This is a genomic window from Paracoccus aminovorans (assembly GCF_900005615.1).
In the GTDB taxonomy this organism is placed as follows: Bacteria; Pseudomonadota; Alphaproteobacteria; order Rhodobacterales; family Rhodobacteraceae; genus Paracoccus; species Paracoccus aminovorans.
In genome coordinates, this window is record NZ_LN832559.1 from 128,094 (window position 1) to 148,420 (window position 20,327).

At 67.1% G+C, this 20,327-nt stretch carries 19 protein-coding genes and 2 pseudogenes; 20 read left to right on the forward strand and 1 reads right to left on the reverse strand.

The genetic code is table 11. From position 1 onward, the window contains the following. The first annotated feature begins 100 nt into the window (after positions 1-100). The 11 genes from JCM7685_RS00640 (at position 101) to JCM7685_RS00685 (ending at position 9,282) form a co-directional block, all read left to right on the forward strand. Entirely contained in the window at positions 101-700 is a 600-nt protein-coding gene (locus JCM7685_RS00640; RefSeq protein WP_331716674.1) for an elements of external origin, read from the forward strand. After that, entirely contained in the window at positions 687-875 is a 189-nt protein-coding gene (locus tag JCM7685_RS19760) for a hypothetical protein (RefSeq protein WP_170848961.1), read from the forward strand. Before JCM7685_RS00640 ends, JCM7685_RS19760 begins: the two co-directional genes overlap by 14 nt. Further along, positions 862-2,847 (forward strand): phage terminase large subunit family protein, encoded by a 1,986-nt coding sequence (locus JCM7685_RS00645; protein ID WP_074969910.1) that lies wholly within the window; start codon positions 862-864, stop codon positions 2,845-2,847. The genes JCM7685_RS19760 and JCM7685_RS00645 overlap by 14 nt, the downstream gene beginning before the upstream one ends. Next, positions 2,847-3,050, forward strand: a complete 204-nt coding sequence (locus tag JCM7685_RS00650) for a phage head-tail joining protein (RefSeq protein ID WP_036707016.1) — start codon at positions 2,847-2,849, stop codon at positions 3,048-3,050. The genes JCM7685_RS00645 and JCM7685_RS00650 overlap by 1 nt, the downstream gene beginning before the upstream one ends. 2 nt (positions 3,051-3,052) lie before the next feature. Beyond that, positions 3,053-4,588, forward strand: coding sequence for a phage portal protein (locus JCM7685_RS00655; protein ID WP_074969908.1), 1,536 nt, complete (start codon positions 3,053-3,055; stop codon positions 4,586-4,588). A gap of 3 nt (positions 4,589-4,591) precedes the next feature. Next, complete coding sequence (locus tag JCM7685_RS00660) at positions 4,592-6,577, forward strand: prohead protease/major capsid protein fusion protein (RefSeq protein ID WP_074969906.1); 1,986 nt, start codon at positions 4,592-4,594, stop codon at positions 6,575-6,577. A 56-nt stretch (positions 6,578-6,633) separates the two neighbouring features. Continuing rightward, positions 6,634-6,972 carry a DUF2190 family protein gene (locus tag JCM7685_RS00665; protein WP_074969904.1) on the forward strand — a complete coding sequence of 113 codons (339 nt, stop codon included), beginning with the start codon at positions 6,634-6,636 and terminating at the stop codon, positions 6,970-6,972. 2 nt (positions 6,973-6,974) lie between these two features. Then, positions 6,975-7,289, forward strand: coding sequence for a head-tail joining protein (locus JCM7685_RS00670; protein WP_074969902.1), 315 nt, complete (start codon positions 6,975-6,977; stop codon positions 7,287-7,289). Further along, positions 7,286-7,906 carry a DUF6441 family protein gene (locus JCM7685_RS00675; protein ID WP_074969900.1) on the forward strand — a complete coding sequence of 207 codons (621 nt, stop codon included), beginning with the start codon at positions 7,286-7,288 and terminating at the stop codon, positions 7,904-7,906. The genes JCM7685_RS00670 and JCM7685_RS00675 overlap by 4 nt, the downstream gene beginning before the upstream one ends. Next, positions 7,903-8,328: an acyl-CoA transferase gene (locus tag JCM7685_RS00680; RefSeq protein WP_074969898.1), complete on the forward strand. Its 426-nt coding sequence runs from the start codon at positions 7,903-7,905 to the stop codon at positions 8,326-8,328. The genes JCM7685_RS00675 and JCM7685_RS00680 overlap by 4 nt, the downstream gene beginning before the upstream one ends. Before the next feature lie 132 nt (positions 8,329-8,460). Then, the gene (locus JCM7685_RS00685) at positions 8,461-9,282 is read left to right on the forward strand and encodes a phage antirepressor KilAC domain-containing protein (RefSeq protein ID WP_074969897.1); all 822 of its coding nucleotides are present in this window, start codon (positions 8,461-8,463) and stop codon (positions 9,280-9,282) included. Between the two features lie 13 nt (positions 9,283-9,295). Here the strand turns inward: JCM7685_RS00685 and JCM7685_RS00690 are convergent, their stop codons facing one another. Beyond that, positions 9,296-9,745, reverse strand: coding sequence for a thermonuclease family protein (locus JCM7685_RS00690; RefSeq protein ID WP_139218121.1), 450 nt, complete (start codon positions 9,743-9,745; stop codon positions 9,296-9,298). Between the two features lie 39 nt (positions 9,746-9,784). Between JCM7685_RS00690 and JCM7685_RS00695 the strand changes: the two genes are divergently transcribed. The 9 genes and pseudogenes from JCM7685_RS00695 to JCM7685_RS20885 all read left to right on the forward strand — a co-directional run. Continuing rightward, positions 9,785-10,729, forward strand: coding sequence for a phage tail tube protein (locus JCM7685_RS00695; protein WP_100526001.1), 945 nt, complete (start codon positions 9,785-9,787; stop codon positions 10,727-10,729). 3 nt (positions 10,730-10,732) lie between these two features. Next, a complete protein-coding gene (locus JCM7685_RS00700) occupies positions 10,733-11,170 on the forward strand; it encodes a hypothetical protein (RefSeq protein WP_100525998.1) in 438 nt (145 codons plus the stop codon). Positions 11,171-11,253: 83 nt separating this feature from the next. After that, positions 11,254-11,403, forward strand: a complete 150-nt coding sequence (locus JCM7685_RS20115; protein WP_231555245.1) for a DUF7697 family protein — start codon at positions 11,254-11,256, stop codon at positions 11,401-11,403. After that, positions 11,396-13,795 (forward strand): tape measure protein, encoded by a 2,400-nt coding sequence (locus tag JCM7685_RS00710; RefSeq protein WP_100526002.1) that lies wholly within the window; start codon positions 11,396-11,398, stop codon positions 13,793-13,795. Before JCM7685_RS20115 ends, JCM7685_RS00710 begins: the two co-directional genes overlap by 8 nt. After that, the gene (locus JCM7685_RS00715) at positions 13,795-14,421 is read left to right on the forward strand and encodes a DUF2460 domain-containing protein (RefSeq protein WP_074971084.1); all 627 of its coding nucleotides are present in this window, start codon (positions 13,795-13,797) and stop codon (positions 14,419-14,421) included. The genes JCM7685_RS00710 and JCM7685_RS00715 overlap by 1 nt, the downstream gene beginning before the upstream one ends. Continuing rightward, a complete protein-coding gene (locus JCM7685_RS00720) occupies positions 14,418-15,302 on the forward strand; it encodes a DUF2163 domain-containing protein (RefSeq protein ID WP_074971081.1) in 885 nt (294 codons plus the stop codon). The genes JCM7685_RS00715 and JCM7685_RS00720 overlap by 4 nt, the downstream gene beginning before the upstream one ends. A gap of 62 nt (positions 15,303-15,364) precedes the next feature. Next, the gene (locus JCM7685_RS00725; protein WP_100526003.1) at positions 15,365-15,802 is read left to right on the forward strand and encodes an NlpC/P60 family protein; all 438 of its coding nucleotides are present in this window, start codon (positions 15,365-15,367) and stop codon (positions 15,800-15,802) included. 3 nt (positions 15,803-15,805) lie between these two features. Continuing rightward, positions 15,806-17,626: pseudogene (locus JCM7685_RS20880) on the forward strand (baseplate multidomain protein megatron); the annotation flags it as partial. A gap of 567 nt (positions 17,627-18,193) precedes the next feature. Next, positions 18,194-20,320 (forward strand): annotated as a pseudogene (locus tag JCM7685_RS20885) (baseplate multidomain protein megatron); the annotation flags it as partial. Positions 20,321-20,327 lie beyond the last annotated feature (7 nt).

Genomic DNA, 20,327 nt, shown 5'->3' on the forward strand with positions numbered 1-20,327 from the left:
ACCACAGGCCGGAAGTGTAGCATAATCGCAGCAATATCATTGCTTTATATAATCGTCCCGGCTGCTCGGGCACGAGCAGGAAGGGTCACGCGGAATGGGCATGTCGCGCCGTCAATATGCGGCGCATCGCGGCGTCAGCCACACGGCGGTGGGCAAGGCGATCTCTTCGGGGCGCATCAGTCTTGAGGCCGATGGCAGCATCGATCCGGTGACGGCCGACCGGCAATGGGACGCGCAGACCGACCCGGCCAAGCAGCGCGGCGCGCATGCGCGGGCGCTGGGGACCGCCACGGCGGCCGGCACCGCGCGCGCAAGCGCCGCGACCAGGCCGGTGCCGCGGGCCGCCATCGAGTCGGTCGGCGAGACCCTGCGCGAGGCCGGCGCCGATCCCGATCCCGGCGCGGGCGGCGAGGTGTCGTTCCTGCGTGCGCGGATGGCCAATGAGGTGCTGAAGGCGCAGACCGCCAAGGTCAAGCTCGCCAGGATGAAGGGCGAGCTGGTGGACCGGGCGCGCACCACCACCATGGTCTTCGATCTGGCCCGGCGCGAACGCGACGCCTGGCAGAACTGGCCGGCCCGTGTGGCCGCCAACATGGCCGCCGATCTGGGCGTCGATGCCCATCGGATGGAGCAGGTTCTGGACAATTACCTGCGCCAGCACCTGGCCGATCTTGCGGAGGTGAAGATTGACTTACGATGAATGGCGCGCCGAGGCGCGGCGCCGGCAGGCGTTCGGCCTGCTGATCGACAGGACAATGATGCGGCTCAGGGCGAGGAAGGCCCGCGAGCAACGCGATGCGGATGAGGAAGGGGCCGGGGCGGTTCTCTGCGCGATCCGGCAGGCGCGAGGGGAGACGATCCGTGGCGCTGGCTGATTTCGAGGGCGCCGAGGATATCCGAAATGCCTGGCTGGCCGGTCTGGCGCCGGACCCGGCGCTGACGGTCAGCCAATGGGCGGATCGGCACCGGATCCTGTCCTCGCGCGCGGCAAGCGAGGCCGGTCCCTATCGCACCGCGCGCACGCCCTTCATGCGCGGGATCATGGATGCGCTGTCGCCGGCCAGTCCGGCGCGACGGGTGGTGTTCCAGAAGGCCGCGCAGGTGGGCGCGACCGAAGGCGGCAACAACTGGGTCGGCTTCTGCATCCACCGGGCGCCGGGGCCGTTTCTGGCGGTCCAGCCGACCGTCGATCTGGCCAAGCGCCTGTCGCAGCAGCGCATCGACCCGCTGATCGAGGAAAGCCCGGAACTGCGGGCACTGGTGATGCCGTCGCGGTCCAAGGACAGCGGCAATACCATTCTCGGCAAGCGGTTTCCGGGTGGGCAGTTGATCCTGACCGGCGCGAACAGCGCCGTCGGCCTGCGCTCGATGCCGGCGCGCTGGGTGTTTCTCGATGAGGTGGATGCCTATCCGGGCGATCTCGATGGCGAGGGCGATCCCATCGCGCTGGCCGAGGCGCGCACGATCAGCTTCGGGCATCGAAGCAAGCTGTTTCTGGCCTCGACCCCGACCGTGAAGGGCCTCTCGCGCATCGAGCGGGAATACGAGCTGTCGGATCAGCAGCGATACCATGTTCCCTGTCCGCATTGCGGCGCCCTGCAATGGCTGAAGTTCGAACGCCTGCGCTGGCAGCCGGGCCGCCCGGAAACCGCGCGTTATGTCTGCGAGCATTGCGAGGAACCGATCTCGGAGCGCCACAAGACCGAGATGATGGACGAGGCGAATGGCGCGACATGGCTGCCGACCGCCGAGCCGGAGATGCTGGAGCGGGCGCGGGCGGCGGGGATCGTCGGGTTTCATATCAGCGGCCTTTATTCGCCGCTGGGCTGGCTGAGCTGGTCCAAGATCGCGCAGGATTGGGAGCAGGCGGTCGGCAACGAGGCCGCGCTGAAGACCCTGAAGAACACCGTGCTGGGCGAGACCTGGCAGGAACGCGGCGAGGCCCCGGACTGGCAGCGCCTCTACGAGCGGCGCGAGGATTGGCATCTGGGCGAGGTGCCGCAGCGCGCGTTGATCCTGACGGCAGGCGCGGATGTGCAGCGCGACCGGATCGAGATAGACGTCTGGGGCTGGGGCGAGAACCTCGAGTCCTGGCTGGTCGATCATGTGGTGCTGGAAGGCGACACGGCGCGCGAGGAGGTCTGGGACGATCTGACCGGGTTTCTGGCCGAGACCTGGCCCCATGCTGGCGGCGCGCGCATGGCGCTGGCCCGGATGGCCATCGACACCGGCGACGGCGCGACCACGGATGCGGTCTATGGCTGGTGCCGGAAGATGGGGCACGGCCAGGTGATCGCGATCAAGGGTGTCGGCGGCTTTGACCGCTCCACCCCGGTGGACGGCCCGAGCTATGTCGATGTGACCGAGGGCGGGCGCAAGTTCCGGCGCGGGGTGCGGCTGTGGAAGGTCGCAGGCGCAGTGTTCAAATCCGAGACCTATCGTCTTCTGCGGCTTGTCGCGCCGACAGACGAGGACATCGCCGACGGCAGCGGCTGGCCCGCCGGTTTCGTGCATATCCCGAAGGGCACTACCGCGGAATGGACCAAGCAACTGACCGCCGAGCAGCTGATGACCATCAAGACCCGGCAGGGGTTCCAGAAGCTGGAATGGCAGCAGACCCGCGACCGCAACGAGGCGCTGGACTGCCGGGTCTATGCCCGCGCCTGCGCCTGGCTGATGGGCATGGACCGCTGGGACGGCGCCAAATGGGACGATCTGCGCGCACAGCTCATGCCCGGCACGAGTGATGCGCGCCCGGCCGGGCAACCGCATCGTCAACCGTTGAAACCGCCGCCGCCCCGCCCGTCGGGCTGGCTGGGCAAGAGACAAAGAGGAAGCTGGTTCTGATGGCCTGGACCGAGAGTGAACTTGACGCGCTGCGCCGGGCCTATGCCTCGGGCACCCTGCGGGTCAGCTATGATGGAAAGACCCTTGAATACGGCTCGGCCGCCGATCTGCTGAGCCGCATCCGCACCATCGAGGGCGAGATGGCGGCGGGATCGGGCCGGCCGCTGCCGGTGGCGGGCTTTGCCGGTTTCCATAGGGGCTGACCATGGCAGGACCGAAGGAGATCACCCCGGACGTGCGCTGGGGCCTGATGGATGCTGCCTTGTCGGTGGTTTCGCCACGCTCTGCCGCCCGGCGCTATGCCGCGCGGGTGGCGATATCAAACCTGCGGCGCGGCTATGAGGCCGCCTCAAAGGGGCGTGCAACGGCGGGCTGGAAAGCCGGTGGAACGGCGGCGGATGCGGAAATCGCCGCTGCCGGGGCCACGCTGCGCGACCGCATGCGCGATCTGGTGCGCAACAACCCCATCGCCGCGCAGGCGGTGCAGGTGCTGGTCAACAATATCGTCGGCACCGGCATCCGCCCCCGCGCCGCGACCCCCGATCCGGCGCTGAACAGACAGGTCGATGATCTGTGGCGGCGCTGGGCCAGCCGTTGCGACGATCATGGGCACACGGATTTTCATGGGGTTCTTTGCCTCGCCGTGCGCGAGATGATCGAGGGTGGCGAGGTCTTCGCGGTGGCCCGCTATCGTCGCGGCGCGCACGCGCGTGATCTGCGTCTGCGCATCGAACTGCGCGAGGCCGATCACCTCGACGCCGCGCGCTTCGACAACCGCGCCGATGGTTCCCGGATCAGCCAGGGGATCGAAACCGACCGGGACGGCCGGCGCATCGCCTACTGGATGTTTCCGGACCATCCCGGTCACAACGACCCCATGGTCAACCACCGCCTGGAATCGGTGCGCCTCAGGGCGCAGGACGTGGCGCATCTGTTCGAGCGCCAGCGGGTGCAAAGCCGGGGCGTCCCATGGGGCACCCCGGCCATGCGGGCGATCCGCGATGTCGATGACTGGCAGACCGCCGAACTGGTGCGCAAGAAGACCGAAGCCTGTCTGGTCGGCATCGTTTTTGGCGCCGATGAGGATCAGCAATCCATCGCCCCGGTGATCGAGGACGGGATGGGCAACCGGGTCGAGCAGTTCGAGCCGGGCCTGATCGCCTATGCCCGCGGCGGCAAGGACATCAAGTTCAACCAGCCGGCCTCGACGGCCGGCGTATACGAGTGGCACCGGACGCAGCTTCACATCATCGCCGCCGGCTTCCGGGTGCCCTATGCGATGATGACCGGCGATCTGTCGCAGGCCAACTTCTCGTCCACCCGCGCCGGCCTGAACGAGTTCCGACGCATGGTCGAGCAGATCCAGTGGCAGACCGTGATCCCGATGTTCTGCGAGCCGATCTGGCGCTGGTTCATCAAGGAGGCACAGTCGCAGGGCCTGCTGCCGGATGGCGTCGAGATCCCTGCGGAATGGGGGCCGCCGAAGTTCGAAAGCGTCAACCCGCTGCAGGATGTGCAGGCCGACCTGCTGGAGGTGCGCGCCGGCTTCTCGACCCTGCCGCAACAGATCGCGCGGCGGGGATACGACCCGGAGGAAATCCTCGCGGAATGGGCCGGTTTCGCGGCCAAGGCCGATGCAGCCGGCCTCGTCTTCGACAGCGACCCGCGCAAGGTCAGCAAGGCTGGCCTTGTGCAGACCACTGACCCGACCGCGCCGCCGATCGCCGGAAATCAGGAGTAAAACATGGAGAATGAGGAAATCCTCGACCTGCCCGTGATCGGGCGGGCCGGCACAATGCAATCCGTCGATGACGCCTCGCGCACATTCGAGGTTCTCTGGACCACCGGCGCGCAGGTGCGGCGCTATTCCTGGGCGCGCGACGAGGAGTTCGACGAGGAACTGGTCGTCTCGCCCAACGCGATGCGGCTGGATCGCCTGAACGCCGGTGCGCCGTTCCTGAATTCGCATGCGTCCCACCGCCTGGCCGACATTCTCGGCGTGGTCGAGAATGGCTCGATCCGCATCGAGGGCGGCCAGGGCTTTGCCCGAATCCGCCTGTCGGAGCGCGATGAGGTCGAGCCGATCTGGCGCGACATCAAGGCCGGGATCATCCGCAATGTCTCGGTCGGATACCGTGTCCATCGCTTTGAGCGGGTGGCGAAAGCCGACCGCACCGATGGCGGCCAGCGCGCGCTCTATCGCGCGGTCGATTGGGAGCCGCTTGAAATCTCTGCCGTCGCCATCGGCGCCGATCCCGGCGCCGGCATGCGCGCCGGGATCGGGCCGAGTGACGCCCGGCAATTCCCCTGCGCGATCACCACGAAAGGACGAAACATGCCTGAAGACACCATTGCGGCGGGTGTTGATGAAACCCGCAACACCCCCGCCCCCGCGCAAACCCCTGCCATCCCGCAAGCCGCCCCGGCCGCGCCCGACGCGGAAAGCATCCGCGCGGAAGAACGCAGCCGCGTCAGCACCATCATGACGCTCTGCGCCCGGCATGATCTTGGCTCTGACCTTGCCAACGACCTGATCGCACGCGGCGTCTCGATCAATGCCGCCCGCGAGGCGGTTCTCGACGCGCTGGGCGATGCAAACCCGCTGGGCCGCACGGTCGAACTGGCCCCCGCGCAGGCGCGTGGCACCGGCGATGCCGCCTATCGCGATGCGGTTGCCGACGCGATCATGCACCGGGCGGCGCCGTCGCTGCATTCGGTGTCGCCGCAATCGCGGGAGTTCGCGTTCCGCAGCCTGATGGACCTGGCCCGCCATGCCGTCGAGCGCGCCGGCGTCAACACCGCCGCCATGCCCGATATGGAGATCGCGGGTTTCGCCATGGGCATGCGCTCGGCAGGCTACCACAGCACCGGAGACTTCCCGGCGATCCTCAGTAGCGTGGTCAACCGGACGCTGCGCGCGGCCTATGACGCCACCCCGCGCACCTTCGGGGCATGGTCCACGCGGGTGACGGTGCGGGATTTCCGGCCCGTTGACCGCCTGCAGATCGGCAACGCCCCCGATCTGGTCAAGGTGCCGGAAGGCGGCGAATTCACCTATGGCACCGCGACCGAGGGCAAGGAAAGCTATGCGATCGCCACCTACGGCCGCATTATCGGCTTCAGCCGGCAGATGCTGATCAACGATGACCTGCGCGCCTTTGACCGGGTCGTCCAGTCCTTCGGTGCCTCGGCCGCGAACCTTGAATCGGATATCCTCTATTCGATCCTGCTGTCGAACCCCGCCATGGGCGACGGAACCGCACTGTTCCATGCCAATCACGGCAACCTCGGCACTGCGGCGGCGATCACCGAGGAGTCCCTGACCGCAATGCTGCGCGCTTTCGCGGTGCAGAAGGATATCGACGGCCGAGCGATCACCGTTCTGCCGCGCAACATCATCGTGCCGCCCGGAAAACGCATGGTTGAAATCTACAAGCAACTCGCCGCGACCACGCCCGGCAGCACGGCCGAGGTGAATCCCTATTCGAACCGCTTCTCGGTGGTCGAGGAAATCCGGCTGGTGAATACCGCCGGTCCCGATCCGTGGTTCGCCGCGACCGATCCGGCCTTCGGCGCGGTTGAATACGCCTATCTGGCGGGTCAGGAGGGTCTCTATACCGAGCATCGGGTCGGCTTCGAGGTCGATGGCATCGAGTTCAAGGCCCGCCACGATTTCGGCGCCAAGGCCATCGACTGGCGCGGTCTCTACAAGAATCCCGGCCTCGCGTGATCTGACCCTCGACCCCGCGCGGGTCAGGGCAACAACACTTCATCTGGAGAAAGCCCATGAAAAACTTCATCGCAGCGGGCAACACGCTCACCATCACCGCCGAGGCGGATATCGCCTCGGGCGCAGGCGTTCTGATCGGCTCGATCTTCGGCGTTGCCACCGGCCCCATCGCCAATGGCGCGGAAGGCGTGATCAACCTCACTGGCGTCTATGATCTGCCGAAGACCGCGTCCCAGGCCTGGACGGTCGGCGCGCTGATCTACTGGACCGGAAGCGCCTGCACGAATGTCGCTTCAACCAACACGCTGATCGGCGTGGCGGTGCAGGCCGTCGGAGGAACGGCCAATGAGACGATCGGTCGGGTGCGCCTGAATGGCGCTGGCGTCACGGCCTGACCATGAATGCCTTTGCCGCCGCCGTGACCCGGATCTTCACCGATCCCCACATGGCGGTGGACGCGACATGGTTGCCGGGCGGGGTTCCGCCCGGCAGCACCATTCGCGCCATCCGCAAGGCACCTGACGAGGTGACCAGCTATGGCGGCGCGCGCATCTGGTCGGAAACCCTCCGCATCGATGTGATGGCGGCTGAAACCCCGTCGATCCAGCCCGGCGACCGCATCGTGATCGGCGTCGAGACCTTCGAGGTGCAGGGCGAGCCGATCCGCGACCGCGAACGGCTGGTCGTGACCCTCGATCTGAGGCCCGTATGAAGCTGCGCGCGGACATCACCAATATCGCCAGGCTGATGGCCGATGAGGTCAAGGCCGGCGAGAAGGCGGTGCATTTCGGGATCCGCGATGCCGGGATCGCGCTCAAGGACGCATGGCGGGGGCAGATCACCAGCGCGGGCCTCGGCCAGCGGCTGGCCCGGACCATCCGCTCGGAGATCTGGCCCAAGGGGCGGCACAGCATGAATGCCGCGTCGATGGTCTGGACCCGCGCCCCGGTGATCGTGAACGCCCATGACACCGGGCCGCTGATCCGCTCAAAGGGCGGGTTCTGGCTGGCGATCCCGCTTGAGGCAGCCGGAAAGAGCCGCAGCGGCAAGCGCCCGACGCCGGGCGAATGGGAGGCGCGCACCGGGCTGCGGCTGATCTTCGTCTATCGCCGAACCGGCCCCAGCCTGCTGGTCGCCGAGGCGCGGCTGACCAAGCACGGTCGGGCGGCCGTGTCCCGGTCCAGAACCGGGCGCGGCCTCGCCTCGGTGCCGATCTTTCTGCTGGTGCCGCAGGTCAGGCTGAAGAAGCGGCTGGATCTTGAAAAGCCGGCCAATGCCGCTCTGGCATCCCTGCCGGGCGCAATCGTCTCTCGTTGGGAACGCACATGACCACCAGGCGCGAAGAGGTTCTGTCGTCCCTGTTCACCCTCCTGCAGGGCATCGGCGGCGTCGTTGTGCAACGCAATGAGGTCCTGCCTGAGCGCATCCCCGCCGCCGGGCTGCTGATCCTGCGCGACGGAACGCCGGGCGAGGCGGAAGTGACCCTCTCGCCGCTGCGCTATCACTGGCAGCACCGGGCCGAGATCGAGGTCTTCATTCGCGGATCCTCCGGTCTGGAGCTGGCGTTTGACGCGCTGGCTGAACGGGTCGGGCAAGTGATCGCCGCCGACCGGACACTGGGCGGGCTTTGCGACTGGATCGAGACCGACGCGCCCGAACCTGCCGATCTGGCGGTCGAGGGCGCCCCGTCCATCAAGGCGGCGGTGCTGATCCTCACCCTGCATTACACCAGCAACGATCCGCTGGGTTGAGATGCGAACAAAGCAAGACCGGCGCGGAATCCGGCCTTGCCGCGCCGGTCCGCGCCGCGCCGCCGGTTGGGCGGATGTGCCTGTCTGATTCAGGCCGAATCCCCGGCCCGAATCGAACATCAGGAGAAAGAAATGAGCACCAGTCTTGCGATCGAAACCCCACCCCAGCCGGTCGTGTTCGAGAGGGAGGGAGAGGTTTTTGCCAGCAGCCGGGACGTTGCTGCCTTCTTTGGAAAGAACCACCGGGACGTGACGCGGGCAATCGACAACCTGATCGAGCAGGAGCCGGCATTGGTCAGGGATCCTCTGCAGGGCGCCGCGCCGGGGCACACGGGCGCCTACGACCGTCTGCCCATTTTTGCGCAGACGGTCCATGAGCGCGAAAACCCCAGTGGCGGCGCACCGATCCCGTCGCGGGCGTTCGACATGACCCGTGACGGCTTCACGCTGTTGGCCATGGGTTTTACCGGCGCCAAGGCCCTGAAATGGAAGCTGCGTTATATCGCCGCCTTCAATGCGCTCGAGCACGATCTGCGAAACCGCTCATCGGCAATCGACCTCAACGATCCGGCGCAGTTGCGCGCGCTGCTGCTCAGCTACAACGAGAAGAACGAGCAGCTTCAGGAGAAAGTGCAGGCGCTGCTGCCCGCACAGGAGAAGCTGGACCGGATCGCGCAGGCGGATGGGTCATTCTGCATCACCAACGCCGCCAAGCTTCTGCAGATGCGCCCGAAAGACCTGTTTCTCTGGCTGCAGGAAAATGGCTGGATCTACAAGCGCCCGGGCGGCGCGAGCTTTCTCGGCTACCACAGCAAGACCGCGACCAGCCTGCTCGAGCACAGGATCACCACGGTTTTGCGCGCCGATGGTTCGGAAAAGGTCACCGAGCAGGTGCGGGTGACCGCCAAGGGCCTCACCAAACTGGCCGCGTTGGTCAAGCCGCCATTGCAATAGCAGCGGGCTGCGATCAGCAACTTCCGTAATGGTTGCGCGAGAAACGGCAATATTCGCGGGCGACGCCCATCTGGATCATCTCGGCGGTGATATCGCGGCCATCGGGCAGGAAACACTGCCCGACATAGCGACCATAGCGGTCGATATCGCGGACCTGGCAACGCAGGGTCTTGCCCGAAATAAGCCCGCGCAATGCAGCCGTGGCGTCCGATCCACCGGGACGGTTCCATTCCGGTGCATCCAGACCCCAGACGCGGATGCGCCGCGAATGGCCGCTGAGCGTGAATGTATCGCCATCGATGATCTTGCTGACCCGCGCCTCAAGAATGGCCGGGCGCGTCGCATCGGCGACCACCGGCGGCGCCAGTGAGACAAACCCGATCAGGGTGGCAATGGCGATGAACAGGAATTGGCGACGCGTACTCATGGCCAGCCCATGCCCCGAGTTGAGGCCTGATGGCAAGTCCGTCGCCAGAAATCAGTTAATAGAGAGGAGTCCATCATGGCACGCGCCCAAGGTGCGCGGTCGCAACTCGCGGCTGCGTTCGAGACTGTTTATGGCACCGCCCCGGCCAGCGGATTCACCCGCCTGCCCTTCGCCTCCTCGACACTGAGCGCCGAGCAGCCGCTGCTCTCGTCCGAGCTGCTGGGCTATGGTCGCGATCCGCTGGCTCCGGTCAAGGATGCGATCACCGCCGATGGCGATCTGACCGTGCCGATCGACGCCGAGGCGTTCGGCTTCTGGCTGAAGGCGGCGTTCGGGGCGCCGACCACCACCGGCGCTGCGCCGGGGCCGTACACGCATGAATTCCGCTCAGGCAACTGGACGCTGCCCAGCATGGCGGTTGAGGTCGCCATGCCGGAAATCCCGCGCTTTGCCATGTATTCGGGCGTCATGGTCAACCAGCTCAGCTGGACCATGCAGCGTTCCGGCCTGTTGACCGCCAGCGCCCAGCTTGTGGCGCAGGGCGAGACCGTCGTCAGCACCTCGCAGGCCGGCACGCTGGCTGATCTGGACCTGATCCGCTTCGGGCATTTCAACGGCGCCATCACGCGCAATGGCACAGCACTGGGCAATGTGATCTCGGCCCAGATCACCTATGCCAACAATCTCGACCGGATCGAGACCATTCGTGCCGACGGCATGATCGACGGTGCGGACCCGTCCATCGCCGCGCTGACCGGCCAGATCGAGCTGCGCTTTGCCGATATGGTGCTGATGAACCAGGCCATCGCCGGCGGGCCGTGCGAATTGGAATTCGCATACACCCTGACCAGCGGCGAAAGCCTGACCTTCACCGCACATGCCGTCTATCTGCCGCGCCCCCGCGTCGAGATCAGCGGGCCGCAGGGCATTCAGGCCAGCTTCGACTGGCAGGCGGCGAAGGCCGCCAGCCCGGCGCGCATGGCAACCATCACCCTTGTCAACAACACCGAGGAATATTGAACCATGATCCGACTGAACATGACCACCGAGCCGCGCTGGATCGATCTGCTGCCGGGGCTGATGATCCGGGTCGCCCCGATCACCACATCCATCATGGCCGCCGCGCGCTCCGATGTCTCCCTCGATACCCTCGACGCGGATGCGCCGAAGGAAGTGCTGGCCGTGGCCATGGCGCAGGCCGTCGCCAGAATGGTGATTACCGAATGGTCGGGCGTCGGCGACGCCGAGGGCATCGACCTTCCGGTGACGCCCGAAGGCATCGACGCGCTCTTGAACATCTGGCCGGTGTTCGAGGCCTTCCAGGAAAAGGTTCTGGGCCCCTATCTGGTGCTGGATGCGGAAAAAAACGGCTCCGCGCCCTCGCCGAATGGCATTTCGGCGGGGGCGAGCGATATTGCGCAGCCTGCCCCGGACACTGCCCCGACTGCCCTGCCCGGCTGAACAGTCCCGAAACGCAAGAGGGCTGGCAGGTCTGGGATCTGGCCGGGAGGCTGAGCGGGCAGGTCCGGGCGATCCCCGGCGCGGTGCTGGGCTGGGACATGGGCACGGCGCTGGAAATGGGCCGCGCCCTTGGCATTGCACCGCTGGCGGTCGTGGAACTGCTGCCGGTGATCGAGGCGGAAATGATCCGCCAGACCAACCAGAAGATCGAGGAAGGCCGCCAGGATGGCTGAGAAAAAAGTATCCGTCCGGCTGGTGGCCGAGAACGGCCGGCAGGTCCGGGCGGAACTGGAGGGCGTCGGCAATGCTGGCGCCGCCAGCTTCCAGAAGCTGTCGAAGGAGGTGGACACGGCCGGCGTCATGTTGCGCCGCCTCGCCGGTATCGCGGCTGGCGCGCTCAGCATCCGCCAGGTCGCGCAATATGCCGATACCTGGACCGATCTGCGCTCGCGGGTCGATCTGGCGACCGGGTCGCAGGAGAAGGGCGCCGCCGTCATGGACCGGCTCGCGCAGATGGCGCGGCGCACATATTCGGGAATCGAGCAGACGACCGAAAGCTGGCTCTCGAACGCCACCGCCCTACGCGAACTCGGACTTTCCACCGCCGAGAGCCTCGATTTCACCGAGGCGCTGAACAACGCCATGGTGGTCTCGGGCGCAAAGGCCGAGCGCGCGGCCTCGGTCCAGAACGCGCTCTCGAAGGCGATGGCGCTGGGCAGCCTGTCTGGCGATAACCTGAACACGGTAATCCAGACCGGCGGCCGGGTGGCCGAACTGCTGGCTGCGGAACTCGGCACCACAGTTTCCGGCCTGCGGGTGATGGGAACGCAGGGCGCGATCACCGGCGAGGTGATCCGCACCGCGCTGGTCGGCAATCTGGAGCTGCTGCGCGAGGAAGCGGACTCCATGCCGGCCACCATCGGTGACGCGTTCACGCTGATCGGCAATGCGGCGCTGCAACTGGTTGGCAGCTGGGATCAGCTTCTGGGTGCCTCCTCCACCGTCGCCTCTGTGCTGATCCTTGTCGCGGACAATATCGAACGCCTCGCCTCGGTCGCAATTGCCTTCGCCGGCTTCATGGCCGGGCGCTGGGTGGCGGCTTTTGTCGCCGCCCGTGTCGCGAGTTTCTCGCTGTCGACGGCGCTGACCGTGCTGCGGGGGGCGCTGATCCGCACCGGCATCGGCGCGCTGATCGTGGCGGCGGGCGAGCTGATCTACCAGTTTTCCTCGCTGGTCAAATCAGTCGGCGGCATCGGCACGGCGTTCAAGCTGCTAGGCGATGTCGCAAAGGAGGTCGGCCAGCGCATCGTCCTGGCCTTCCAGGCATCGTTCGCGCTGCTCAATGCGGCCTGGGATGGCTATCGCGCCTATGTGTTCACGGTGCTCGACCTGATCGTGACCGGGGGCGTCACCGCCGTGGACCGATATGTTGCGGTCTGGCACGGCGGGTTTGAGGCGATCAAGGCGATCTGGGCATTGCTGCCGGATGCCATTGGCGATCTGGCGTTCAAGGCGGCGAACGGGTTGATCGCCGGGGTCGAGGCGATGCTGAACGGCGTCGTCACCCGGATCAACAGTTTCATCTCCGGCATCAACGCCGCCCTCGCCATGCTGCCGGAATGGGCTGTCGGCGAAGGCGGGGCGCAGATCGGCCTTCTGGACCCGTTCAGCATCGGGCGCATCGACAACCCGTTCGAGGGATCGGCATCTGATGCAGGTTCCGCCGCCGCCGAGGCGTTCAGCGCAGCCTGGGACAGGACATATATCGAACCGCCGGATCTGTTCGGCGATCTTGCCGATCAGGCCGCCGCGGCTGCCTCCGCCCATCTCGACGCTGCACAGGCGCTGGGCGCGGCGGCAGTTGCGCCGCAGGAAAGCTGGCAGGCGCTGAAGGATGCAGTCACCGCCTCGGGCGAGGATGGCGCGAGCGCTCTGGACGATGCCGCTGGCGCGGCCGAGCGGGTTGCCGGTGCCATGGATCGCGCCGGTGGCGCTGCGGGCCGGGTCGGTGCGGCTGGCAAGAAAGCCGGCGAAGACACTACAAACGGCGCGGAACAGGCGAAACAGGGCTGGGATGCGGTTATCGCCCCGCTCTCCGACTATGCCCAGAAGGCCCGCGACATCAGCGGTGATATCGGCAACGCGCTGGTCGGAGCGTTCCAGAGCGCCGAGAATGCGGTCGGCGAGTTCGTGAAGACCGGCAAGCTGAACTTCCACGACCTCGTGACCTCGATGCTGGCCGACATGGCGAAGCTGGGCGCGCGCCGGTTCCTGCTCGGGCCGCTGGCCGGGATTCTGTCGGGCTTCATGCCGGGGCTGAATGTGCCGATCCTCCATGCCGGCGGCATGGTCGGCGGTGCAGCGCCGTCTCGCATGGTCTCGGCCATGGCCTTCGCCAATGCGCCCCGGATGCATTCCGGCGGCTGGGCCGGGCTGCGCTCGGACGAGGTGCCGGCGATCCTGCAGAAGGGCGAGCGGGTGCTCTCGCGCCGCGAAGCGGCGGGTTACGGGGGCGGCGTCACCATCAACATCAACGCCCGCGATGCCGAAAGCTTCCGGCAGTCGCGAGCACAGATTTCGGCCGATATCGCGCGGGCCGTCGCCATGGGAAGGAGAGGGATGTAATGACTTTTCACGATATCCGGTTCCCGGACAATATCAGCCGCGGCGCGCGCGGCGGCCCGGAACGGCGCACGCAGATCGTGGAACTGGCCTCCGGCGACGAGGAACGCAACGCCAGCTGGGCCAACTCGCGCCGCCGCTATGACGTCTCCTATGGCATCCGCCGCGCCGACGATCTCGACGCCGTGGTGCAATTCTTCGAGGCCCGCAACGGGCGTCTGCACGGCTTCCGCTTCAAGGATTGGGGCGATCATAAATCCTGCAAGCCATCGGCGGTGGTGACGCACCAGGACCAGTTGCTCGGGACCGGCAACGGAACCGCAACGGCGTTCCAGCTTGTGAAGCGGTATGCCTCCGGGGCGCAGTCCTGGACCCGCTCGATCACCAGGCCGGTCGCAGGCAGCGTCAGGCTGGCGCTGGGCGGCGTCGAGCAGCTTTCCGGCTGGTCGGTCGATACGACGACCGGTGTCGTTACATTCGGAACCGCACCCGCCGCTGGCGTCACCGTCCGCGCGGGGTTCGAATTCGACGTGCCCGTCCGCTTCGACAGTGACACGCTCGACGTCACCCTCGATATCGAGCGGCTCGGCTCGATCACCTCCATCCCGCTCGTGGAAATCCGCCGATGAAATCGCTGTCCCCTGCCCTGCAGGCGCATCTGGACGATGGCACCACCACGCTGGCCTGGTGCTGGAAGATCACCCGCGCCGATGGCCAGAGCTTCGGTTTTACCGATCATGATTGCCCGCTTGCCTTCGGCGGCACGGACTATGAGCCGGAAAGCGGGCTTTCGGCATCCGAGATCCGGGCCGGCTCGGATCTGTCGGTGGATTCCCAGGATGCGCAGGGAGCGCTGACCTCGGGCCGGATCACCGAGACCGATATTCTGGACGGGCGCTGGGACAACGCACTGGTCGAGGTCTGGCGGGTGAACTGGAACGCCCTCGGCCAGCGGGTACTGATCCGGCGCGGCGCCATCGGCGAGTTGCGGCGCGGGCGCATGTCCTTCGTCGCCGAGGTGCGCAGCATGGCGCATGTGCTGGGTCAGACGGTCGGCCGGGTCTATCAGGGCACCTGCGATGCGGCACTGGGCGACAGCCGCTGCGGGGTGAACATTGCCGCCGCCGCTTATCGCGGCACCGGCGCGGTGGTCGATCCGATCCGCGACGGCGCCTTCACCGCCTCCGGCCTCGGTGGCTTCGCCAGCGGCTGGTTCAGCTTCGGTCATCTGGAATGGACGAGCGGCCCGAACAGCGGTCGGCTGGCCGAAGTGATGCTGCACGAGATCGCCTCCGGCGTGGTCACCATCACCCTGCTGGAAGCGCCTGTGCGCGCGGTCGCGGGCGGCAATGCCTTCACCATCCGCGCCGGCTGCGACAAGCGCAGCGCGACCTGCGCGGCCAAGTTCAGCAACATCGCCAACTTCCGCGGCTTCCCGCATATCCCCGGCCAGGACGCGGTTGTCCGCTACGCCACGGCGGATGGCGGGCACGAGGGGGCGGTGCTGTGAGAGGCGCGGCAGTTGTTGCACCGTATGCAGCATCTGATGCCCGGCCCGCCGATGCCCGATCCGTGATCGCCGCCGCGCGCGGCTGGCTCGGCACGCCCTATCACGATCAGGCCAGCGTCAAGGGCGTCGGCTGCGACTGCCTCGGGCTGGCGCGCGGCATCTGGCGCGAAGTGGTCGGAAGCGAGACGCTGCCGGTGCCGCCCTACAGCCGCGACTGGGGCGAGATCGGCAGCCGCGAGGTGCTGGCCGAGAATGCCGGCCGGGTGATGATCCGCATCGACCCGGCCGAGGCCGGGCCGGGCGCGGTGGTGCTGTTCCGCATGCGCGCGGGCGCCATCGTCAAGCATGTCGGCATCCTGACCGGCGAGGGCACATTCGTCCATTCCTATGAGCGGCTCGGGGTGATCGAAGAACCGCTCACCATCGCATGGCGGCGGCGCATTGCCTTCGCCTTCCTGTTCCCGCGCCCGGCGCCCGGCCTGCACAAGAAGAAGACCTGACTCATGGCAACCATCCTTCTCGGCGCGGTCGGCACCGCCATCGGCGGCGGCTTCGGCGGCACGATCCTCGGCCTCTCCGGCGCTGCGATCGGCGGCATGATCGGCTCCGGCATCGGCTCGATGGTCGACAGCTGGATCGTCTCGTCCCTGACGCCCGGCCAGCGCATCGAGGGCCAGCGCATGGACAGCCTGCGCATAACCTCGGCGACCGAAGGGGTGGTGATCCCGCGCCTCTATGGCCGCATGCGCATCGGCGGCAATATCATCTGGGCGACCGACTTCCGCGAGGAAACCAATGTTCACCGCCAGGGGGGCGGCAAAGGCGGCGGGCAGAAGGTCACCACGACCGAGTACCTCTACTATGCCAGTTTCGCGGTCGCGCTCTGCGAAGGCACGATCACCGGCATTGGCCGCATCTGGGCTGATGGCGAGATCGTGGACCTCAGTGAGGCGACGTGGCGCTGGTATCCGGGCAGCGAGGCACAGGCCCCAGACCCCTTCATCGCGGCGAAGATGGGGGTGGGGAACACGCCTGCCTATCGCGGCACCGCCTATGTGGTGTTCGAGGAACTGCCGCTGGCGCGCTTCGGCAACCGCCTGCCGCAACTGTCCTTCGAGGTGTTCCGGCCTCTGGACGATGCCGACACCGCCGAGGGGCTGGTGCCCGCGGTCACCATTATCCCGGCGTCGGGAGAATGGTCCTACGCAACCCAGATCGTGCGCAAGGCCGGGGACGGCGACAGCGCGGCCGAGAATGTCAACGCCATGGCCGGAACCGCCGACATGGTGGTTTCGCTGGACCGGCTGGAAGCCATGGTGCCAAAGGTCGAAAGCGCCTCGCTGGTGGTGTCCTGGTTCGGCGACGATCTGCGCGCCGGAAGCTGCACGATCCGCCCGAAGGTCGAAATGGCGCAGAAGAACACCACGCCTGCCTGGAGCGTCAACGGCGTGAGCCGCGGCGATGCGCTGGTGGTCAGTCAGGACGATCAGGGGCGGCCGATCTATGGTGGCACGCCAGCGGATTTCTCGGTGCTGCAGGCCATGCGCGAGATGAGGGCGCGCGGGCTCAAGGTGACCTTTTATCCGTTCCTGATGATGGATGTCCCGGCCGGCAACACCCTGCCGGATCCCTGGTCCGACTATGCCGCGGCCATCGGCCAGTCGGTGCTGCCGTGGCGCGGCAGGATCACCTGCTCACCTGCGGCCGGTTTCGCCGGGACCGTGGACAAGACCGCCGCCGCCGCGGTGCAGGTCGATGCCTTCTTCGGCAATGCCCAGCCCTCGGATTTCGCAGTCAGCGGCGACAGCGTGACCTGGACCGACGGGCCGGATTGGGGCTTCCGGCGCATGATCCTGCATTACGCCCATCTCTGCGCGGCGGCGGGCGGGGTTGATGCCTTCCTGATCGGATCCGAAATGCGCGGGCTGACCTCGATCCGATCCGGGGCATCGACCTATCCGGCGGTTGCCGCGTTGCAATCGCTGGCCGCTGCCGTCCGCTCGATCCTCGGGCCGGGCACTAAGATCAGCTATGCCGCCGATTGGTCGGAGTATTTCGGGCACCACCCGGGCGATGGCTCGGGCGACGTGTTCTTCCACCTCGACCCGCTCTGGGCGGATGCCAATGTCGATTTCATCGGTATCGACAATTACATGCCGCTTTCCGACTGGCGCGATGGCTGGGAGCATCTCGATGCGCTGGCATGGCCGTCAATCTACGACCGCGCCTATCTGCAATCGAACATTGCCGGCGGCGAGGGCTTCGACTGGTACTATGCCAGCGAGGGCGACCGGATCGCGCAGAACCGCACACCGATCGAGGACAGCATCACACCGGGCGCCGGCGGCAAGGTCATCACCGCGATGCCTGTTGCAGCACCCGGCATCAGCCAAAGTCCCGGCACCAGTTTCACCACCACGGTGCCATATCGGAGTGTCAGCATCACCCTATCCTGCCGGGTCCAGTTCCCGGCCCTGATCGCGGACGGCATTGTTTTCGAGATCGGCAACCTGAGCAGCGGCATGTTCTTCGGCCTGGCTGGCGGGCAGTTGATCCTGCACGAGATTTTCTCGGCCATCGGACAGACCAGGACGGCCTCGACCCCTGCCGCCTCGCTCGCTGGCAGGACCGCCGATCTGGTCGCATGGTTCGACATGGCAAGCGGCGAGATCGGCTTTGCTGTCGACGGGAATGTCGCGGCCACGGCAAGCTTCGGCGGGTCCGTATCCGGCACATGGGCCGCCAACAACGGCGCAGGATATGGCCTTGCCAACGGCCCGGTGTCGGGGTCCAGCACCGTCACGACAGCACTCCCCTGGCCGGGAGCGCTGGTCAGCAATCTCAGCATATGGTCGGGCGCGATCCCGAGTTTCGCGACCTTGCCCGCGGTGGCACCCGAGCCGTGGATCTTCCGCTACAAGGACATCCGCGGCTGGTGGTCAAACCCGCATCGCAACCGCCCAGGCGGGATCCCCGCAGCGTCCCTGACCGCATGGCTGCCGCAGTCGAAGCCGATCCGGTTTACCGAACTCGGTTGCCCGGCCGTGGATCGCGGCCCCAACCAGCCGAACGTGTTTCATGACCCGAAATCCTCGGAATCCTTCGTGCCCTGGTTCTCACGCGGCTGGCGCGACGATGCCGTCCAGCGAGCCTATCTGGAAGCGACCTACCTGTTCTGGGGTGACGCCGAAAACAACCCGGTCTCCACCGAATATGCCGGCCGCATGGTCGAGGTGGCGGAATGCGCGGCATGGACCTGGGATGCCCGGCCTTATCCGTTCTTCCCTCAACTCGGGGACATATGGGCGGATGGCGACAACTGGCGGCTGGGGCACTGGCTGACCGGGCGGCTGGGCGCGGTGTCGCTGGCGGCGCTGGTGCGCCACCTCTGCCTGCGCGCCGGCATGCCCTCGGCGTGGATCGATGTCTCGGGCCTGACCGGCGCTGTCGATGGCTATGTGATCTCGGCGCTGGAATCGCCCCGCACCTCGATCACCATGCTGGCGCGGCATTTCGGCTTCGATGCCGTCGAGAGCGAGGGGCGCATTCGCTTCGTCATGCGCGGCAGCGCCCCGGTGGCGACCATCGCCCCGGACGACATGGTATCCTCGGGCGCGGGCGACGTCATGGAACTGACCCGGGGCCAGGAGACTGAACTGCCGCAGGCCCTGAAATGGCAGGTGGCGCGCGCGGACGAGGATTATGACGGCATCACCGTCGAATCCCGCCGCATCACCGTGGATGCCACGCGCGTCGCCTCCGACAGTTTCCCGGTCGCGGTGCCGCCCGAGGAAGCCGACCGGCGCTGCCGCCGGGCGCTGATGGAGGCATGGATCGGCCGCGAGACCGGAGCCTTCAGCCTGCCGCCCTCGATGCTGGCGCTGGATCCCGGCGATGTCATCGCGCTGGATCACGACGGACGGCTTGCCGAGATGCGCATCCTCACGGTTTCCGATGCCGAGGCCCGCAGCATCGAGACCATCCGCCAGGACCGGGATGCCTATGACCTGCCGCCCGGAAGCCCTCGCCCGGCTGCGCTTGCCCGGCCGGTCGTGTTCGGTGCGCCGCTGGTCGAGCTTCTGAACCTGCCGCAACTGCGCGAGGATGTCGCGCCACACCACCCGCTGATCGCCACCCATGCCCGCCCCTGGCCGGGCCAGATGGCGGTGTTCCGCAGCCCCGAGGCTTCCGGCTTCGAACTGCTGACCACAGTCAGCACCCGGGCGCGCATGGGCGAACTGGTGGCCGATCTCCATGCCGGCCCGACCTCTCGGTTCGACTACGGCAACTCGGTCTATCTCGACCTGCTGTCAGGCACCCTCGAGAGCATCACCGACCTGCGCCTGTTCGCTGGCGAGAACGCGCTCGCCGTCGCGCAGCCAGGCGGCGGCTGGGAGATCCTGCAATTCGGCGCCGCCGAACTGATCGCCCCCGGCCGATATCGGCTCTCGCGCCTGCTGCGTGGTCAACGCGGCACGGATGCCGACATGGCAGCCATGGTACCGGCAGGGGCGCGGGTGGTGGTGCTGGACGCAGCGCTGGCACCGCTGCCGGTGAACGAGGCCGATATGGGACTGCCGTGGAACTGGCGCATCGGTCCCGCATCACGCCCGGTCAGCGACGACAGCTATCTGGCGCAAGCCTTCACGCCCCGCGGCACGGGCCTGCGTCCGTTCGCGCCCGTGCATGTCGCGCAGCCGTGGCGGCGCGCGCGGGTTCCGGGCGATCTGACCATAAGCTGGGTGAGGCGTGACCGCTCGCTCGCCGCCGACAGTTGGAATGCGGCCGAGATCCCCATGTCCGAGGCTGGCGAGGCGTGGCAGGTCGAGATTCTCGACGGGGCAACCGTCAAGAGATCCTTCCAAGTTGCCACCACCAACGCGCTCTACACCGCGGCGCAGCAGAGCGCTGATTGGGGCGCGCCGCTCGCCCCCGGTGCGTCCCTCGATATCCGCATTGCCCAGATCGGGCAGGCGTTCGGTGCCGGGGCGGCCCCCGTCACCACCCTCTGGTTCTAAACAGGAG

What these genes read in the sequence shown, in the direction of transcription:
- JCM7685_RS00640 (WP_331716674.1), top strand. Translation starts at nt 101, where the DNA reads ATGTCGCGCCGTCAATATGCGGCGCATCGCGGCGTCAGCCACACGGCG.
- JCM7685_RS00650 (WP_036707016.1), top strand. Translation starts at nt 2,847, where the DNA reads ATGGCCTGGACCGAGAGTGAACTTGACGCGCTGCGCCGGGCCTATGCC.
- JCM7685_RS00655 (WP_074969908.1), top strand. Translation starts at nt 3,053, where the DNA reads ATGGCAGGACCGAAGGAGATCACCCCGGACGTGCGCTGGGGCCTGATG.
- JCM7685_RS00660 (WP_074969906.1), top strand. Translation starts at nt 4,592, where the DNA reads ATGGAGAATGAGGAAATCCTCGACCTGCCCGTGATCGGGCGGGCCGGC.
- JCM7685_RS00665 (WP_074969904.1), top strand. Translation starts at nt 6,634, where the DNA reads ATGAAAAACTTCATCGCAGCGGGCAACACGCTCACCATCACCGCCGAG.
- JCM7685_RS00670 (WP_074969902.1), top strand. Translation starts at nt 6,975, where the DNA reads ATGAATGCCTTTGCCGCCGCCGTGACCCGGATCTTCACCGATCCCCAC.
- JCM7685_RS00675 (WP_074969900.1), top strand. Translation starts at nt 7,286, where the DNA reads ATGAAGCTGCGCGCGGACATCACCAATATCGCCAGGCTGATGGCCGAT.
- JCM7685_RS00680 (WP_074969898.1), top strand. Translation starts at nt 7,903, where the DNA reads ATGACCACCAGGCGCGAAGAGGTTCTGTCGTCCCTGTTCACCCTCCTG.
- JCM7685_RS00685 (WP_074969897.1), top strand. Translation starts at nt 8,461, where the DNA reads ATGAGCACCAGTCTTGCGATCGAAACCCCACCCCAGCCGGTCGTGTTC.
- JCM7685_RS00695 (WP_100526001.1), top strand. Translation starts at nt 9,785, where the DNA reads ATGGCACGCGCCCAAGGTGCGCGGTCGCAACTCGCGGCTGCGTTCGAG.
- JCM7685_RS00700 (WP_100525998.1), top strand. Translation starts at nt 10,733, where the DNA reads ATGATCCGACTGAACATGACCACCGAGCCGCGCTGGATCGATCTGCTG.
- JCM7685_RS00710 (WP_100526002.1), top strand. Translation starts at nt 11,396, where the DNA reads ATGGCTGAGAAAAAAGTATCCGTCCGGCTGGTGGCCGAGAACGGCCGG.
- JCM7685_RS00715 (WP_074971084.1), top strand. Translation starts at nt 13,795, where the DNA reads ATGACTTTTCACGATATCCGGTTCCCGGACAATATCAGCCGCGGCGCG.
- JCM7685_RS00720 (WP_074971081.1), top strand. Translation starts at nt 14,418, where the DNA reads ATGAAATCGCTGTCCCCTGCCCTGCAGGCGCATCTGGACGATGGCACC.